Genomic DNA, 17,270 nt, shown 5'->3' on the forward strand with positions numbered 1-17,270 from the left:
AATCTCTAGTAAGAGTTCTCTGTTTTCTAGGGGATCTTTTCTGACTATATATTTGAGGGTGTTTTGTAATAAAAGAATATTTAATAAGCAGTTTTTTAATTCTTGAGCCGTAAAAATATCGGATTGCAACAGCCCTTTAGTAAACACTTCTTTTGGCAGCAAAAAAGAATCAAAACCATCGGTATTTTTGTACATGCAAATTTCAAATGAACCCAATTCAACAGGTTTTGGGTGAGCACTTATGTTTCTAGCTTTTATAATTTTTCTCAAATATGAATAACAGTTTGAAGATTTATTTATTGTATAGCGCCCCTTAGATAGAATATAAAACAAACTATTAAGCTTTGCTTGTAACCCCATAGTCGCAAAGGCATCAATTAAGCTTTTGCCTAGCTCTTGTTCTTGCAATAAGTATTTTAAGTCGCTTAGAGCTTCATTTAGTATTGCTTCTATTGCTAAAGCGCAAAGTAAAACAAAGGGCTCTCGCTTATCGCACAAAAATAGCTCATCGTCTTCGATTAAATCTAGCAAAGTTTTTGCAGCAGATATAAGTCGTTGCGATCTAACAATAGATATTTCTATTTGGTTTGACATTAATTGTTTACCTAAAAGTAATTCAACAGCTTCTTATTTCTGTCAGCCAATATGAGCAATAATCCTCACCATCATATATAGATGAGCTTAGTGCGGATTTATCTTTTGAACCTACTCTAGCATTACAGCTGAGGCTTATCTTCTTCATGCATGGAAGTAAGAAATAGCCTTCATATTCATTGAGCCGATTATTCTTTTTAGCTTTTTCTAAATCGTTTACACGACCATTTACTTGTTGTTTTAATTTGGAATATTTGACTGAGATAACATCCAAATTTATTTCTTTGTCATCAAATAGGCGCATTAACTCAGTAAATTGTATTTGCAGCTCAAAGATTTCTTTTTCCACTTCATTTTTCATCATTACATACACCTAAATACTATTAACTCTCAAGGGGGGAGCTGTAAAAATATACTTGCTCATATAACGAGGCATATTCTATTTTTAGTTGATATCTGGTAGTTAGTCTCTTCTCGATAGAGCTCATATCCATTCCAGGTAAAAAATGTAATTTAAGAATACATACTTTTTCATTTTGAGCTATGTAGCTCGTGGCAGATAAACTTGATGTATATATATTCTTAGTGTCTAACTCAGCTTTAAAATAATTACGAATATCACTATCAAGTTCAGGCCAAGAGATGCTTTTATCATTAACAATGAACTCAAATGATCTAACTTGTGCAGTACCTAGCCCTTTATTGATTATATCAAAACAAATGGAGCTATCGTCCGTATGAAGCCAGTCACTTAGCCTTGGTGCAACCGATAGTTTATTGTGTTTTTGTTGTGTTCTAATAGTCCAATAGGTAAGCCCAATAGCTAATAACGCTGTTATTGTTGTAATGAGCTGAACCAAAAGGTTTATATCCATTCTAACCTCTTAATTGTAAGTTAATTATTTTCACATATTTTAGTTAGTTTCATAAATTGCTGATTATTAACAATATCATTGTTTGCTTGCTCTATAAGATCTAGAACTTCTTTTAAGTGATAAAGGGATGAACGTGTCTCTTTTGGTATTATCAAATCACACAGGCTTAGAACCTCATTGGGAAATTGAGATGCTAATGGAATTGAATCTGAAGTATTGCGTGCAAATGAATTTAACCAATGATGTTGAACTTCCAATGGTGTTAAACACCACTCCATAGAGTGAAATAAGTTGGGAAAATAGCTACCAGACTTCTCTAATAAGTTAATCCATGCAGAAGTTTGTTCTTTAGTTCTGTATTTTCTCTCTCTGGGCCAAATACTCTCGATAATAGTAGTTACGTCTCTAAGACATTCATTAGAATTTTTTGCAAAGCCCTTACTCAAATAACGAATTACCGCTGCTCTTTCTTTTTCTCTCATATTTCTAAAGCAATTTTTAGCATCTGAAGCGTTTATTTTATCCTTACCTTTATATGAAGGTAAGGCAAGCTCAATTATTTTATGTGATGTGGCCTCTATGAGTCTCTGATCCCAAGCCCATTCATAAATTTTGGGGAATAGATGAGTAATCTTTGGCTTCAATAGGACGCTTACTTCGACAGATGGTAATTTATTTGCAATCACACCACTCCAAGCAGGACCAGATAACTTATTATCTAGATTTAGTAATGGCAACAGGAAGCTTTGAACCCAAGAAGAGTCTATATAATGTAACCAACTTATTTGATAAGAGAGTATTGCTGATGCGTAAGCGCTAACAGTATCTTCACTTATTAAAAATTGTTCAATTTTGTCTTTAAATATGCTTGGTATTTCAGCATCTTTGTCTAAACGATAGGAGTCAATTTCTTGAATATATGTATTAAGAATAGCCCCTGTCAGGCTACTTTTAGCTTCAACCCATGTAATATGACTTAATGAAGTCTCCTTGGATTTCGAAGCACCTTGCTTACCCCTTAAAACTACTAATGTACAGTGGTCAAAAAATTTATAGCATAAGTTGGGCAACTCTTTTAGATAGATTTGTCCGTGGCGATCAAGCCAATTACCTAAGTGATAACTTAGCTCAGTTAATATCTCTTTAGGTAATAAATAAAGCCGATTTAGTAATGTAATTTTAGTCTTTCTGCTTGCACTATCCGGCCAATTATCTAATAAAACCGACCAGAAATACTTTGGGTTATCTTTTCTTTTACTCAAATACGACAATGCTAATAACGCTTTTTTAGACCTAAGTTTTACTAAGCCATCAAATGGCCTCCTAGCTGTATATTCTTCAAAGCCTCTATTATAAACTTGTATTGATCTTTTAATTACTTCACTAATAGGCGCATTAATGATTAAATCAGCTTCTTCATCAATTGTAATTCCATGAACTTTTACAGATGTGTTATGCACCAGCTCTGCCGGTTCTTTAACCTGCCAGTCTTGATGCATGGATATGATCATATCGATTTTTTTTCTGTACTTTTCAGGCAGTACCAATTGACTGAGTTCACACCATTTAATGTAGCGAAATATCTCTAAGTTCTTGAAAATTTGAAATTCTTCATCTGTTATTTGTTTAGATTTATTAGGACCATCTAAGATTTTTTTAACTAGCTTTTCTTTATTTGTATTAGAAAAATCTTTCCATCGTTTTTCTAATAAACGAAGCAAATCGAGTTGATAACTTCTATTCCAAAAGTATTCTAGATCAATTGATAATACGTAGTTTGCGGCTTCTGAAGCGGAGAAAATAGAGTTAAACCCAAATGAATATAAGCTTAGTTTATTAAAATATAAGGAGTTTTTTAAATTTAAATTAAAGCTAAGCGCTTTTGCCTGTGAAGGAAACTTATCAACTAATCGTTTAAAGTTTTCAATAAAGAAATAAAATGAGCTGTGCTCTTCTAAGTTGTAAGTGTCTTCATTAGGGTCTGGATAACACGAAGGAGTATTATAAAAGTGCTTGTGGCCAAACTCATCTGATAAATCACTAGCGTATTCCAAGTGGGTTAAAGTAGCTTGCAATATTCTGTACAAGTTGTCATATGGAACTTCAATACTAGGGTTAAGCTTTAAAGGAAACTTTATTTCGAAATTACAAATATCAGATAAATGTATTGCACTCCATGCTTTTAAAGGAGGCTTTGATGCATGTATACCATAAGGGTTTTCAAACTCTACGAAAGGCTCTAACTTTGTCTCATAAAAACGCAAGGTTGTTAAATTCCATCCTTCATTTTTTATTAGATCTTGAAATCTATAGTAGTTATGGGACGGGTTAAACCATTCACTACTCTCAAACTGCTTGCTAGCTATAAAGCCTAGTATTTTTTGTGCCTTAGCGGGAAGTGAATTGGCACTATAAAGCTTCACTAAGATTCTTTCTTTTAAGGCGTTATGCAAAGCTCTTTTTCTAATGGCCCACCATGCAATGACAGGATCGTCTAAGTTCTTTACTATCCAATTTGTGATATACCAGAGTCTAGGTGATATCAAGTTATTGTTTGAGCGCAAGTCCATATCTTCAGTTGCAATATTGTCACACGGTAACCATGATAAATAGTTTTTATGTGGTAGTGTTGGTAAATTGTAGTTTTCTTTATCCACCGGTCTCGAAGGATCATCGTCTAGTCCATACTCAATAAATGGGTCAAATGATTCGCCATCACTATCCCTAAAATTGTGACCTTTACTCGGGTTTCCTATCCTTATTTGCGGGTCAAAAACACATAACCATTCAGCTAAAGGTGTGGGCTCTGTAGTACTAAATAATTTAGCCCCAGCTGAGGTAGTAAGAAAATTAGCAACTTGGCCTCTTTGGAATGATTTCAACTGCCTTGGGCTTGAGGCTGCAAGGTTTAATATGTAACTTATCCATTTTTTTGGCTTATCGACTTTTTCTGACCAAATAGAAAGTGTTTCCCATAAATCACTATGGTCAGGGTATGCTATTGCAGTTACACCGCGATCACGCCATTTGACTTCGATGTCTTCAGCCTCACCTTTATCAAATGCGTAAATTTTTGTCCGGTCAAACTTTTCATCATGATTAAGTCCCTGAAGTAAATATTTCACCTGAGGATCTTCAGCTTGATAGCCGACTAAAACAACTGTGTATACCTCTAATAATTGAATTATAAATTTAGTTGCCCAACCTTCGGATAAATATGCTCTTCCAAAATCTGCGCTACTTAAAATATAAGGATGATGTTTTTCAGACGGATCTTTTAGCCTGCCATGCAAATAGGTTATTGCTTCGAGACTTGCGCCGGATGATAAATCAGGGAAAAATGGAGGTTCACTATAAGAGAGGATTTCGTTCTGCTCAAAAAGTAGGTCAAAATTTGTAGTTACTATTTTTGGTTTACCGCTTTGACCACTGGATAAGAGTTTTAATATACCATGCTCCTTGCCAACATCATCAATAGAATTAGATTTGGAAAGTACCCTGGCAACGATTTGATTAACTTCGTCACGTCCATAGTCTTGGTATAGCAAGTGGAAAATTTGATCCAATGGAGTTCTTAGATGTGACTTATTAGAGTTTTCGGTGATCCAAGGTAAGAACTCTTGGTAAACCTCGGAGCTTTCTAGTGGAGAAAAAAAATCAATTACAGCTTTTGTTAGTTCTATAAAGCTTGGTAGTCCAGAGTTAAAAGAAACACCAGCCCCACAAAATAAAACTACTTTGCCGTGGTCACATTTATCAAGAAGTTCATCTGGAATATTAGGTCCATTTTCATTAAATCGCATTTAACCTTCCTTGTGTATGGGTACAATATAGCTATTTAGATGGTCCTTTAAGCTCTTGAATTAATAAAAGCTTTTTCTCTGTATCTAACTTTGATATTTCAATTGCTAGTTCTGCTGTTGTCTCATCTTCACAGAAAAAATAATTCAATGGAACATTTAGTTCATTAGCGATCTTTTTTAGAGTCGTTAAATCTGGAATATGACGGCCTTTTTCATAGTGGTTCATGCGACCACTCGCTGAGTTTTCATCCATACCGATAAGTATACCCAGTTGCTTTTGAGTAATACCTGACTTAGCGCGGGCTTGTTTGAGTCTAATTGGAATTGGATTTTGGAACACAGAAGCATCATTTTTCAGTCTCTAATAGCTTAGATTGTCTAAGTTTTACAAAGGTTTGTACACTTAGGAATCCTAAGTTCTATTTGTGGGAATGTTCTTAAAATCACTCTCGAGCATAAAACTTAGTATTTCTAAGTTTTGCATTGTTCTATATACTTAGCAACCCTAAGTTTTCTTAATTGTTGTAGTATAAGAAATGCCCCAAGTTATCAAATTAAACCAACACATTTACTCCCTTTTGATCGAAAAAGAGTGCAATGGTTTTACAATTGTCGAGCTCAGAGATGAGTTATTAACCGTAACTGATAAATATCAAGATATCGATGAGGCGCGTAAATTCATTTATAGGCAAATTACAGCGCTTGAACGAAAAGAGCTCTTAAAAACAAAAGGAAGTGGCCGCCATAAAAAGTATTTTAAAACTGAGCTGTTTAATAACGCTACGTTTGTGGCGAAACAAGTTGTAATTGAAAAAGAAAAATCAATTAGCAGTCATACTAATAATCAAGCATCACCGCTTGTTGAAACTTTATTGAATGAAAAGAAACAGTTTGAGGCTGAGCTTGCGATTTTGTTAGGGGAAGTTGATGAATATAAAGCTCTACAAAAGCGATTCCCTGAGCACCTTAGCTTGTTTTATTCTGCATTAGACGATGCTAAAAATAATTCAGCGAAGTTATTAGGAAAAGTTAACGCTTTAACTAATATATTGGCCTCTTTGGATAATGGTGCACGGCAATGCTGAGAAGTTGGCAAAGGGAATGTGTTGAGTTAGCAGTAAAAAAATATACAGCTATTGATAAGCACTTTCTATGTCAGGCCACTCCTGGTGCTGGTAAAACAATAATGGCAGCTTCATTGGCCAAAACGTTATTTGATAAAGGAATGATAGATAGAGTGATCTGCTTTTCACCATCGGTTGAAGTGGCTAATAATATCAAAAGAACATTTGGAAAAATAATTGGGTGTTCGTTTGATGGCTCATTTACGGCTGTAGGTGCCTCTATGACTTATCAAAGCTTATGCTCTATTCCTGAAAGTACTTGGGATGGGCTTAGAAAGTATCGTACATTTTTTATTTTTGATGAAATACATCACTGCTCATTCTCGCAAGATAAATCTAAAATCAATACGTGGGGTGAGAAAGTTGTTTTCCATTTACAGGATATTGCAACTTACACACTTGCGCTATCGGGCACTCCTTGGCGCTCAGACGCCCTTCCTATTGCTTTAGTGAATTATTCTGACCCAGAAGGTGAGTTGATATGCGATTATCAATACAGCTTGAGTCAAGCTATTAGAGATAACGTCTGTAGAGAGCCAAAAATAGTTTTAGTTGATAGCAATAGTATTTCGGATGGCCAAGATACATATGGATCAATAGCTGAATTTGTTAAACAAGCTCAATCAGCGTACCAAGAGGTACTTAATAATGACTCTGCACTTAGGTATTTATTGAAGTTAGCCGTATTAAAACTGTCGGAGATAAGAGCTTCAAACCCGGCTGCCGGCGGCCTAGTTGTTGCGTCTTCAGTTAAGCACGCTGAAATGATAAACAGCTTATTAATTGAAGAATTTAATCAAACGTCAACCATAGTTACTTACTTACACGATAATTCAACACAGAAGATCAACTCATTTAAGTCATCTACTGAACAGTGGATCGTTAGTGTTGGTATGATCAGTGAAGGGACCGACATACCTAGGCTACAAGTATGTTGTCATTTAAGCTCTATAAAAACAGAGTTGTATTTTAGGCAAGTTCTAGGGCGCATTCTTAGGTCTGGCAAAGGTAAAGTTGAATTCGCCTGGTTATTCACATTTGCAGAAACAAGCTTAATTGAGTTTGCTGAGCGTATTAATATTGATATACCAGATAGTTGCTCTTATGTTGATATGGAATGTGACACAACTTTGGTGAGAAAAGATACATTTAGACCTTTAACATTGCCAAAAATAAACAGGGATAATAAGTTAAAAGAAAACCTTGATAAACTCGTTCTAGGGGGCCTAACTTCAGAGCGCGGTTTAGCTTATTATGAGCTGCTTTCAGGTTGTTCATTGAGCAGTATACAAATTAAATCACTTAGAACTAGAGTTATAGAAGCATTTTTATAGTTCCATAAAATGAGCCATATTCTGTTTATATTATCACTCTTAGTACATAAATAAGGCTAGCTTTTATTTGACTCTGCTAAGTAATGGGAAATTTTTTAGAGATAAGTATCGAAATTATTGCCTCAGCTACATCCTTGATTTCACCATATTATTAATTTCAGAAACAACTTTTAGGGTAATAAATTTATTCCAAATTTACTAACGACGAATGCAAACACTCCAAAAATAAAACAAGTTATTAAGGCGCTGAGGCCGAGTGATGGCCAAAAACCAAATCGGTGTAGTAATGATGGAAATATTAAAAACATCGGTAAGGTAGGCACAACATACCAAAATGTGTACCAGGCATGACTCGCAATTTTCTCTGGCGGCTGTTTTTCAACGTACAACCAAATCATCGCTAAAATGGTTACCAATGGAAGTGCTACAATTAGTGCTCCGAGTTTATCACTGCGCTTTGCGACCTCTGAAACCGCTACAACAATTGCTGCTGTCACTAAGTATTTAAAAATTATCCAACCCATGTATTACTTTCCTTTTTAAATAAAAAATAAAAACCGAATTGCCTATCGGTTTTTATTTTGCCATGATATGGCTATGTTGTTAAGAGATATTTGATTATGCAGTTAGGCGAATTAGAAAAACTAGTACTTCAATATTTGTGGTCTTCTAAAGAAGCGGATGCAAAGCATGTGCACAGTCGTTTAGGTAAAACACGTGGCTGCACTCTCAATACTATTCAAAGCACCCTTGAAAGACTTTATAAAAAAGGCCTTCTTAGCAGAACTAAGCAGGGTCATGCTTATAATTACCGAACTAAAGTTGATCGTAACTCGCTTATAGCTACTTTAATAAATGATATTACAGCTGACTTTGTTGAAGAGGGTGAAAACAGTTTAATTGCTGCATTTTCTTCTACTTCGACTAATTTTAATGATACACAATTAGATGAGCTCGAAAAACTTATAGAGCAGCAGCGAAAACTACGAAGCGGAAAAGTGTAAACATGATTGTTGGAAATTGGGCCGTGTTTTTAAATCTAGCGAGCGCAGCGGTGACCGCTTTTATTTGTGTGATCATATTGATTTCCTTCTTCCACACCTCGCTTTGTAAAAAACTTACTATTTTCCAGTTTACCGAGCGTAAGTTCATGCTTTGGTTAACTATTAGCAGCCCTTGGTGGATCTCATTATTGTGTGCAGCTGTATTTTGGCAGGCACATCAAAATCCAATGTCTAATTGGTGGCAAGGAGTCGCTCACTGGCATCACCTTGAGGTTTTCTCTGTATATAGTTGGCATTCGGTATTGCTTATATCGGCTGTTTGTTTGATGGCAAGTGCTAGCGTACATGCATTTTTTAGTCTTAATAGACATAGTTCAGCAATGAGCAGTCTGTTGGCTTTATCAAATACTCAACCTCACAAAGATTATCCAAACCAGTCTGTACACGTTATTGAACACCTTATACCAGAGGCATTTACTGTTGGTTTTTTCAATCCAAAAGTATATATAACCAGCGGATTACAAGCACTTGATGAAAAAACAGTACACATAGTCATACAGCATGAACTAGCACATTTAAAAGCCCGAGATCCGCTTTTTAAAACACTGTTTAGTCTATTTGGTTGGTGTTTTCCTGCGTCAACGCGCGCGGCGTTACAGCAATCTTATACGGCTTTAACAGAACAAATTGCTGATGTCGGTGCAACGCAAAGTTTTGATGGCTTAGATGTGGCTCAAGCACTTATTAATGTTGCTCGATTTCAACGACAACAACATATTACGAATGACAATATATACATGAGTCATTTTAGTAATGAGCAAATAACTCAGCGTATACAAACATTGTTAATGCCAATCTCCACTACGCCTAAGCTACTTTTAATGATCACTTTGTTTAGCTTTGTGGTTATCAGTTTATTCACACTGTCGACTGTCGATAGTGTCCACCATCTTATCGAAACTTTTTTCATCCACTAAGTAAGGATTAAAATGAAATCATTTAGTAGTCATTTCACCCACAAAAAACCGATTGGCAGTCGGTTTTTTGTGGGGGTATTGATGGCTTTTACAGCACTGCCGTGTTTTGCAAGTGCTGAGGCTTATCAAACATTAAATCTAAAGCAAGCCATCTCATTCACGCTTGCTAACAACCCGCAGTTACAGGGCTTCTTTTATCGAGATAAAGCCCAGCAAGGCAAAATAAAGCAAGCAAGTATAGGCCAAAGACCACAAATAGGCTTAATGGTTGAAGATGCTTTTGGGACAGGTGAGCATAGTGGTTTGCAAAATATGCAATCAACCTTAACTTTCTCTTGGCTGATTCAACAAGAGCAAATTGATAGTCGCGTAAAAGCAAGCCAGTCTGAACTTGAGCAGTTACGTTTAGATAAACAAATTATTGCACTTGATTTAGCCGCGATGACTGCGAAGCAATTTATTCAACTACTGGTGAAAGAAGAGGCACTAAAGCTCAATAAAATGGCAGTAAGACAAGCGAATGAAGTTGTAAATGCAATAGATAAACGAGTTCGTATTGGTCAGTCGTTGGCTATTGATAAAAATTTAGCCAAAGCTGAACTAATTAAACAAAAATTACTTGTCGAAGATCTTGAGCATGAAATAGCCAGCGGAAAATATCAGCTTTCAGCCTTGTGGGCAGAGCCTCGCACTGACTTTACACTTACAGGTAACTTATTGCAGTTACCTAAAATTGTAGATTTTCAGTCACAGTTCGAGCGCTTTAAAAATGCGCCTCGTTTGATGCAGTTAGCAAGTCAAAAACGTATTGCACAATCACACATTGAATTAGCTCAAATTGAAGCAAAACCACAATGGCAATTTACAACAGGCTTACGTCGTTATGAATCAACGGATGACTATGGGCTCGTGGCCGGTGTTTCTATTCCGTGGGGAGCATCTGGCAGCAATGCCGGAACGGTCGCTAAGTTACGTGCCGAGCAAGATGTATTAACAGCGCAAGCGAAGAGTTTAACTCAACAAGCTAATAGCCAGCTTTATGCTTTGCTTCAAGAAGTTAAGCATTCTGTTCATGTAATTACCACCTCAAAAAATGAAATCATTCCCACGCTAGAAACCGCGCTTACCCAAGCAAAACAAGCATTTAACGTTGGTAAATTGAATTACAACCAGTGGAGTAGCGTGCGTCAGGCGCAATTAAGCGCGCAATCAGAACTACTTAGCGCTTATGAAAGCTTACATTTACAACATATAGAAATTCAGCGTCTTACTGGCGCATCGATAGAACAATGAGATTATTTATGAAAACGACAAACTTTATTTCCTCCATAACCGTTGCCGTATTACTCGGCCTCAGCGCGGGGGTACATTTACCCGCTAGCGCAGTATCAACACCTACTACAGAGCAAGCAGAGCCTGAAAAAGGGCCGCATAATGGTCGTATGCTTCGTGAAGGAAACTTCGCATTGGAGTTAGCGATTTTCGAAACAGGCGTACCACCTGAGTTTAGAGTATGGTTAACAGATAATAAAAACCCAATTAATCCCGACGATGTTGAATTAACGGTTACGTTAACCCGATTAGGTAATGTGATTGATGATATTAAGTTTATTAGCCAAAGTGACTTTTTACGTGGGGATATGGAAATTTACGAACCGCACTCTTTTATTGTCACAGTAAATGCGAGCTACCAAGGAAAAACATATCGTTGGCAATACGATAACCTAGAGGGGCGAACAAAAATCGAACCCGCAGTAGTAGATGCAATGGCGATTGAAACTGCAATTGCAGGGTCTCAAAAGCTTCATCAAACGATCCCTGCTTATGGACAGGTTTGGTTACCGCCGAGTGCGCACCGCACTGTTTTTGCACGTTTTGAAGGTGTTATTACGCACTTAAATGTAAAGCTTGGCGATAAAGTAAATAAAGGCCAAACTTTAATGACGATTGAAAGTAATGAAAGTTTAAACCCCTATGAGATAAAATCGCCTATTGCTGGTTTTGTCGCAAAACAAATGGCTAATTCAGGTGAGCAAACGAATAACCGTGAACTGCTTGTTATCACAGACGCGAGTCAATCTGTCGTTAAATTAGCTGTCTACCCGAGCGATTACAGCAAAGTATCTCAAGGCACTCTAGTGAGCATTAAGGCAGAAGGTAGTCTTGTGAATATTGCTGGTAAGGTATCATTTATAGAGCCAAAAGTTAGAAGTGATCAGGCAAGAATGGTGTGGGTTACGTTGGCACAACAGACTGAGCCTTTGTTGGAAGGGAGTTTTGTTAAAGCCGATATTGAAACTGCTTCTTTTGAAGTTCCTTTAGCGGTAAAGAAAATAGGCTTACAGAGCTTTCGTGATTTTACGGTCGTGTATGCAAAAGTCGCTGATGAATATGAAGTCAGGATGCTTGAGCTGGGTCGTTCAGATGCAACATGGATAGAAGTACTAGGTGGACTGCCTGCCGGTACCGAGTATGTTACTGAAAATAGCTATGTCATCAAAGCCGATATTGAAAAATCTGGCGCGTCACACGATCACTAGGAGAGCGTAATGTTAGAATCGATTTTACGCTTTGCTATAAAGCGCAATATCCTCGTTCTTGTCATGGTATTAGCCATTGCAGGATTAGGCTTATGGAATTTTACTAAACTGCCTATTGATGCAGTACCTGATATAACCAATGTTCAGGTTATGATCAACACCGAAGCGCCAGGCTATACGCCGTTAGAGGTTGAACAACGCGTTACTTTCCCCCTCGAAAACGCACTTGCGGGGTTACCAGGACTTGTAAACACACGCTCAGTGTCTCGTTATGGTTTATCTCAGGTTATTGCTATTTTTGCTGATAATACCGATGTTTACTTTGCTCGTCAGTTGGTTAATGAGCGGTTGTCTAGTGCACGTTCGGAGTTGCCGATAAACCTTTTACCTGAGCTTGGTCCCATTGCTACTGGATTAGGTGAGATTTTTATGTTTACGGTTGATGCTGTGCCTGGTGCTAAAAATCCCGACGGTAGTGATATAACCCCCATTGATTTACGAACAGTACATGACTGGACAATTCGCCCTCAATTAATGCGGGTACCAGGTGTTGTTGAAGTAAACCCTATTGGTGGTTACGAGCGTGAAATTCTCGTTGCGTTTAAACCTGAAAAACTACTGGCTTATAATCTTACCTCAGCAGATGTTGTTGATGCTATTGGTCAAAACAACCAAAACCAAGGCACCGGATTTATTGAAAAAAGCGGTGCGCAATGGTTAATTCGTGTCCCAGGTCAGGTTGCTGGTTTAACTGAAATCACTAATTTACCCATCAAAACCATAGACGGCAGTGCAGTGTTTATTAAAGATGTTGCCACTATAAGTGATGGCAAAGGATTGCGTACTGGTGCTGCTACACAAAATGGCCGCGAAGTGGTGATGAGCACCGTGTTCATGTTAATAGGTGAGAACAGTCGCACAGTTGCACAAGGCGTTGGTGAAAAGTTAAAAGAAATCAATGGCAGTTTACCCGAAGGTATAGTTGCAAAAGCCGTCTATGACCGAACTAAACTGGTAGATAAAACGCTTAATACTGTTCAAACTAACCTGCTCGAAGGGGCCATTTTAGTTATTGTTGTATTATTTATATTACTGGGGAATTTCAGAGCCGCATTTTTAACGGCTTTAGTGATCCCATTTGCAATGTTGATGACAATAACCGGTATGGTACATACGCGAGTCAGTGCAAACTTGATGAGTTTAGGGGCATTAGATTTTGGTCTATTGGTTGATGGTACGATAATTATCGTCGAAAACTGCTTACGTCGTTTAAGTATGAGAGGTGATACCCCTCTTTCTTTAAAAGCACGTTTAGACATTGTTTTTACGGCTACACGAGAGGTTATTCGACCCGCTTTATTCGGTGTATTCATCATCACCGTTGTTTATTTACCTATTTTCGCGCTTGAAGGCGTTGAAGGAAAAATGTTCCATCCAATGGCATTAACGGTTGTGATTGCTTTGCTTTGTTCAATGGCGCTTTCGATCACATTTGTGCCTGCAATGATCGCCCTATTATTTAAAAAGCCAATTAAAGAAAAACCTAATCATATTATGCTGGGGTTAAGTCGTATTTATAAGCCGGTACTCTCATTAGCATTAAAAGGCCGCTGGGCTGTGGTGCTAATAACTTGTTTACTCGTAACATTCTTTGGTTATCAAGCGACACGCTTAGGAAGCGAGTTTGCACCAAATCTTGATGAAGGAGACATTGCCATGCATGCGCTTCGTATTCCTGGTACATCATTAAGCCAAGCGATTGAGCTACAAAAAGTGTTGGAAGAAAAAATTACGCAGATGCCTGAAGTCGAGCGTGTATTTGCAAAAATCGGCACCGCAGATGTAGCAACAGATGCAGTACCCCCTAGCGTAGCCGATAACTTTATTATTCTAAAACCACGAGAGCAATGGCCAAACCCTGATAAGTCAAAAGCACAAATTGTTGAAGAGTTAGCAGCCTTAGTTAAGCCAATTCCAGGTAACCGCTATGAGTTTTTACAACCAATTCAAATGCGCTTTAATGAATTATTAGCAGGTGTACGCGCTGAGCTGGCAATTAAAGTGTTTGGTGATGACTTTGAAACACTTGCTGCGTTAGGTAAGGAGATTGAATCCGCTATTGGAAATGTTGACGGTATTGCCGATTTAATGGTAGAGCAAACAAGCGGGTTGCCAATGCTTGAAATTGTACCCAATACTGAAAAGCTAAGCCAGTTTGGTATCAGCAAAGCACACATTCAGTCACAGTTAGCCACCGCATTAGGAGGGACTATTGCAGGTAAGTATTATCAAGGGGATATCCGCTCTAATATTGTTGTTCGTTTAGAAGAGCAGCAGCGTAATAATGTGCAAGAGATAGGTTACTTACCTATTAATTTACCTAATGGTCGCGCTGTGCCGCTCCAAGAGTTAGCAACAATCAAACTCACTAATGGCGCAAGTCAAATTAATCGCGAAAATGCTAAACGTCGTATTGTAGTGACTACCAATGTACGAGGACGTGACTTAGGAAGCTTTGTTGGAGATATTCAAACAATTATTGAAGATAAAGTCACTATTCCTGCTGGTTATTGGATTGAATACGGAGGAACGTATCAAAAGTTACAATCGGCCTCTGAGCGTTTGAGTGTGGTTGTGCCCGTTACATTGTTAATGATTATAGGCTTGCTTATTTTAGCTTTAAACTCACTTAAAGATGCTGCGATTATTTTTACCGGTGTGCCTTTAGCGCTTACCGGTGGAATTGCAGCACTGCTGTTACGTGATATTCCATTTTCAATATCTGCAGCGGTCGGTTTTATTGCTTTATCCGGCATTGCCATATTAAACGGCTTGGTAATGGTATCGTTTATTCGTGAATTACGCAGCTCAGGAATGGGGCTTAATCAAGCGATAACAGAGGGGGCATTAACACGTCTTCGCCCAGTGATAACTACAGCACTGGTTGCCTCATTAGGATTTATTCCTATGGCACTTAATACAGGGATTGGCTCAGAAGTACAGCGGCCTTTAGCAACCGTGGTAATTGGCGGCATTATTTCGTCGACCTTACTAACATTATTTGTGATCCCCGCACTGTATCGACTTTTACACAATGAAAAGGAGTCTATTTTGACTGAAAGTGAAACGTTGGAGCAACATGATGTCAACTAAAATAATAAACGTTAGCATAATGATTATGGTGCTTGTTTTGGCTTTTCTTAGCTTTGAGACCTTGGCCCATGGAGTTGATGACAGCACTCGCGCTTTTTTAGAGCAAAACCAAGGCGTACAGTTTGTGCCATTTATTTATATTGGTGCAAAGCACATGATCACCGGTTACGACCATATATTGTTTTTAATCGGTGTTATCTTCTTTTTGTATCGCAGTAAAGAGGTTTTGCTGTATGTCACCATGTTCACCATCGGCCACAGCACAACGTTACTATTAGGTGTGCTTGGCGATATTCAGATTAATGCCTATTTAATTGACGCTATTATTGGTTTTTCAGTTATTTATAAGGGCTTTGATAACTTAGGTGGGTTTAAGCGTTGTTTTAATTGGCAGCCAAATACAAAAATGGCGGTGCTTATTTTTGGTTTGTTTCATGGCTTTGGTCTAGCAACCAAGTTACAAGAGTTTCAATTACCCGAAGATGGATTACTGACAAACCTAATCGCCTTTAATATTGGCGTAGAGCTTGGCCAATTTTTAGCGCTCGCAGTTATTTTAATTGCCATTAATGTGTGGCGTAAACGGCCGTCATTTCATCGTTTTTCAACATTTATCAACGGTGCGTTAATGAGTGCCGGCTTAATGCTAGTCGGCCTTCAATTAACCGGCTATATAATTAATTAATTTAGAGAAATATATGCAACATACAGTTAGTTCAAAAACACTTATAAAAGCCAGTATCACCGCTTCATTAGTTGCGATAATCGCCTTTGTGCTATTTATCCTTCCGGCAGAATATAACATTGATCCAACCGGGATCGGTAAACAACTGGGCGTTACTAAAATAGCTCAGGCATCAGCGCAAAAACCACTTAAAACATCAGATTCATTGCAAGTGGGCAGTGATGAGTTTCAAACAATTGAAGTCACTATCCCTGCAAATCGCGGGGTTGAATATAAATTTGAGATGCAACAATATGAAAAAATGACCTACGAATGGATGACCGATGGCGCTTCTTTACATTTTGATTTACACGGAGAGCCAGCAGGAGACACAACCGGTTACTTCGAAAGCTATGCAATTGCCAATTTAAGCGAAATGAAGGGCAGCTTTACCGCCCCATTTGGGGGCTCACATGGCTGGTACTGGAAAAACAACTCAGATAACCCCGTGGCTATACAACTTTTAGTAAAAGGTCAATTTAAAGTGATTGGCTTAAAAAAGTAAACTTAAAATTTAACCGGAGAAAACAATGAATAAATTAATTTCAATCGTCTTAGTTTGTATTACGTTAATGAGTACTGGTGTTTTAGCACATAGTGATCATGCCCATGGCTACATTAATGATCAACAAGCGATTAGTATCGCAGCTAAATCAATAAAAAAATTGACCTTTAAAGACTATGGTTTTGAAGTTGGAAAATTAAATGATTCTTGGCAAGATATTTCTTCAGAAGCGTTTTCAGTCATAAGCAAGAACGGTGACTATTATGTTGTTCAAGCATCAAATAATAACGGTAGTGATCACGTTTATTTCAAAATAGCTAAAAATGGTCAGCTACTAGATGTAAAACCGAAGAACGATTTCTAAGCTTAAAGGTAAATTGGCACTGTGAGCTTTTACAGTGTCAATTTTCAATTTGTATTTTTGACACTAATTAAATTAGAAGGTAAGGCTTAGTAGGTAATAACTAAAATGGGTGTCGCATTTGTTTTTTATAAAATATTTTTGTATTAGCTGGTCTTTAAGCCGCTTTACTAATGAAAGTTGGCTCTTTTTCGAGAAAAGGAAGGCTTTAGTTGTACATAATATTGAAGAGGGCTTTTTATTCTCACCTAAGCGTCAGTACTTTTGTCGTTTTCT

The 17,270-nt window shown here is 37.6% G+C and carries 16 protein-coding genes; 10 read left to right on the plus strand and 6 right to left on the minus strand.

Annotation, left to right across the window (positions count from 1 at the left end):
- The 5 genes from P20439_RS12045 to P20439_RS12065 form a co-directional block, all read right to left on the minus strand.
- The coding region (locus P20439_RS12045; protein WP_036933869.1) for a hypothetical protein at nucleotides 1-594 on the minus strand (594 nt) is incomplete at its 3' end.
- A 22-nt stretch (nucleotides 595-616) separates the two neighbouring features.
- On the minus strand, nucleotides 617-958 hold the full coding sequence (locus P20439_RS12050; RefSeq protein WP_008467175.1) for a hypothetical protein: 342 nt from the start codon (nucleotides 956-958) through the stop codon (nucleotides 617-619).
- A gap of 19 nt (nucleotides 959-977) precedes the next feature.
- Nucleotides 978-1,469: a hypothetical protein gene (locus P20439_RS12055; protein WP_008467177.1), complete on the minus strand. Its 492-nt coding sequence runs from the start codon at nucleotides 1,467-1,469 to the stop codon at nucleotides 978-980.
- Between the two features lie 20 nt (nucleotides 1,470-1,489).
- A complete protein-coding gene (locus P20439_RS12060) occupies nucleotides 1,490-5,272 on the minus strand; it encodes an SIR2 family protein (RefSeq protein WP_008467178.1) in 3,783 nt (1,260 codons plus the stop codon).
- A 31-nt stretch (nucleotides 5,273-5,303) separates the two neighbouring features.
- A complete protein-coding gene (locus P20439_RS12065; RefSeq protein ID WP_008467181.1) occupies nucleotides 5,304-5,612 on the minus strand; it encodes a helix-turn-helix domain-containing protein in 309 nt (102 codons plus the stop codon).
- A 196-nt stretch (nucleotides 5,613-5,808) separates the two neighbouring features.
- Between P20439_RS12065 and P20439_RS12070 the strand changes: the two genes are divergently transcribed.
- On the plus strand, nucleotides 5,809-6,357 hold the full coding sequence (locus P20439_RS12070) for a hypothetical protein (RefSeq protein WP_024597111.1): 549 nt from the start codon (nucleotides 5,809-5,811) through the stop codon (nucleotides 6,355-6,357).
- Nucleotides 6,351-7,730 (plus strand): DEAD/DEAH box helicase, encoded by a 1,380-nt coding sequence (locus tag P20439_RS12075; RefSeq protein WP_008467184.1) that lies wholly within the window; start codon nucleotides 6,351-6,353, stop codon nucleotides 7,728-7,730. The genes P20439_RS12070 and P20439_RS12075 overlap by 7 nt, the downstream gene beginning before the upstream one ends.
- 170 nt (nucleotides 7,731-7,900) lie before the next feature.
- Here P20439_RS12075 and P20439_RS12080 read toward each other — a convergent pair whose 3' ends face one another.
- Nucleotides 7,901-8,254: a DUF3147 family protein gene (locus P20439_RS12080; RefSeq protein WP_008467186.1), complete on the minus strand. Its 354-nt coding sequence runs from the start codon at nucleotides 8,252-8,254 to the stop codon at nucleotides 7,901-7,903.
- A 96-nt stretch (nucleotides 8,255-8,350) separates the two neighbouring features.
- On the opposite strand from P20439_RS12080, the gene P20439_RS12085 reads away from it, so the two are divergent.
- The 8 genes from P20439_RS12085 to P20439_RS12120 are packed head-to-tail and all read left to right on the plus strand — an operon-like array spanning nucleotide 8,351 to nucleotide 16,997.
- The gene (locus P20439_RS12085; RefSeq protein ID WP_008467191.1) at nucleotides 8,351-8,734 is read left to right on the plus strand and encodes a BlaI/MecI/CopY family transcriptional regulator; all 384 of its coding nucleotides are present in this window, start codon (nucleotides 8,351-8,353) and stop codon (nucleotides 8,732-8,734) included.
- Between the two features lie 2 nt (nucleotides 8,735-8,736).
- Complete coding sequence (locus P20439_RS12090; protein WP_008467193.1) at nucleotides 8,737-9,711, plus strand: M56 family metallopeptidase; 975 nt, start codon at nucleotides 8,737-8,739, stop codon at nucleotides 9,709-9,711.
- 12 nt (nucleotides 9,712-9,723) lie between these two features.
- The gene (locus P20439_RS12095; RefSeq protein WP_008467195.1) at nucleotides 9,724-11,004 is read left to right on the plus strand and encodes a TolC family protein; all 1,281 of its coding nucleotides are present in this window, start codon (nucleotides 9,724-9,726) and stop codon (nucleotides 11,002-11,004) included.
- Nucleotides 11,005-11,012: 8 nt separating this feature from the next.
- Nucleotides 11,013-12,251 (plus strand): efflux RND transporter periplasmic adaptor subunit, encoded by a 1,239-nt coding sequence (locus P20439_RS12100; RefSeq protein ID WP_008467197.1) that lies wholly within the window; start codon nucleotides 11,013-11,015, stop codon nucleotides 12,249-12,251.
- A gap of 9 nt (nucleotides 12,252-12,260) precedes the next feature.
- A complete protein-coding gene (locus P20439_RS12105) occupies nucleotides 12,261-15,404 on the plus strand; it encodes an efflux RND transporter permease subunit (protein WP_008467199.1) in 3,144 nt (1,047 codons plus the stop codon).
- Nucleotides 15,394-16,089: a HupE/UreJ family protein gene (locus P20439_RS12110; protein ID WP_008467202.1), complete on the plus strand. Its 696-nt coding sequence runs from the start codon at nucleotides 15,394-15,396 to the stop codon at nucleotides 16,087-16,089. The genes P20439_RS12105 and P20439_RS12110 overlap by 11 nt, the downstream gene beginning before the upstream one ends.
- Before the next feature lie 13 nt (nucleotides 16,090-16,102).
- Nucleotides 16,103-16,633 (plus strand): hypothetical protein, encoded by a 531-nt coding sequence (locus P20439_RS12115; RefSeq protein ID WP_008467204.1) that lies wholly within the window; start codon nucleotides 16,103-16,105, stop codon nucleotides 16,631-16,633.
- Between the two features lie 25 nt (nucleotides 16,634-16,658).
- On the plus strand, nucleotides 16,659-16,997 hold the full coding sequence (locus tag P20439_RS12120; protein WP_008467207.1) for a DUF6488 family protein: 339 nt from the start codon (nucleotides 16,659-16,661) through the stop codon (nucleotides 16,995-16,997).
- Nucleotides 16,998-17,270: the final 273 nt, after the last annotated feature.

This window comes from Pseudoalteromonas sp. BSi20439 (assembly GCF_000241165.1).
Classification (GTDB): domain Bacteria; phylum Pseudomonadota; class Gammaproteobacteria; order Enterobacterales; family Alteromonadaceae; genus Pseudoalteromonas.

Bases quoted from the DNA above. Each gene is read 5' to 3' on its own strand.
- P20439_RS12050 (WP_008467175.1), bottom strand. From the start codon at position 958: ATGATGAAAAATGAAGTGGAAAAAGAAATCTTTGAGCTGCAAATACAA.
- P20439_RS12055 (WP_008467177.1), bottom strand. From the start codon at position 1,469: ATGGATATAAACCTTTTGGTTCAGCTCATTACAACAATAACAGCGTTA.
- P20439_RS12060 (WP_008467178.1), bottom strand. From the start codon at position 5,272: ATGCGATTTAATGAAAATGGACCTAATATTCCAGATGAACTTCTTGAT.
- P20439_RS12070 (WP_024597111.1), top strand. From the start codon at position 5,809: ATGCCCCAAGTTATCAAATTAAACCAACACATTTACTCCCTTTTGATC.
- P20439_RS12075 (WP_008467184.1), top strand. From the start codon at position 6,351: ATGCTGAGAAGTTGGCAAAGGGAATGTGTTGAGTTAGCAGTAAAAAAA.
- P20439_RS12080 (WP_008467186.1), bottom strand. From the start codon at position 8,254: ATGGGTTGGATAATTTTTAAATACTTAGTGACAGCAGCAATTGTTGTA.
- P20439_RS12085 (WP_008467191.1), top strand. From the start codon at position 8,351: ATGCAGTTAGGCGAATTAGAAAAACTAGTACTTCAATATTTGTGGTCT.
- P20439_RS12090 (WP_008467193.1), top strand. From the start codon at position 8,737: ATGATTGTTGGAAATTGGGCCGTGTTTTTAAATCTAGCGAGCGCAGCG.
- P20439_RS12095 (WP_008467195.1), top strand. From the start codon at position 9,724: ATGAAATCATTTAGTAGTCATTTCACCCACAAAAAACCGATTGGCAGT.
- P20439_RS12100 (WP_008467197.1), top strand. From the start codon at position 11,013: ATGAAAACGACAAACTTTATTTCCTCCATAACCGTTGCCGTATTACTC.
- P20439_RS12105 (WP_008467199.1), top strand. From the start codon at position 12,261: ATGTTAGAATCGATTTTACGCTTTGCTATAAAGCGCAATATCCTCGTT.
- P20439_RS12110 (WP_008467202.1), top strand. From the start codon at position 15,394: ATGTCAACTAAAATAATAAACGTTAGCATAATGATTATGGTGCTTGTT.
- P20439_RS12115 (WP_008467204.1), top strand. From the start codon at position 16,103: ATGCAACATACAGTTAGTTCAAAAACACTTATAAAAGCCAGTATCACC.
- P20439_RS12120 (WP_008467207.1), top strand. From the start codon at position 16,659: ATGAATAAATTAATTTCAATCGTCTTAGTTTGTATTACGTTAATGAGT.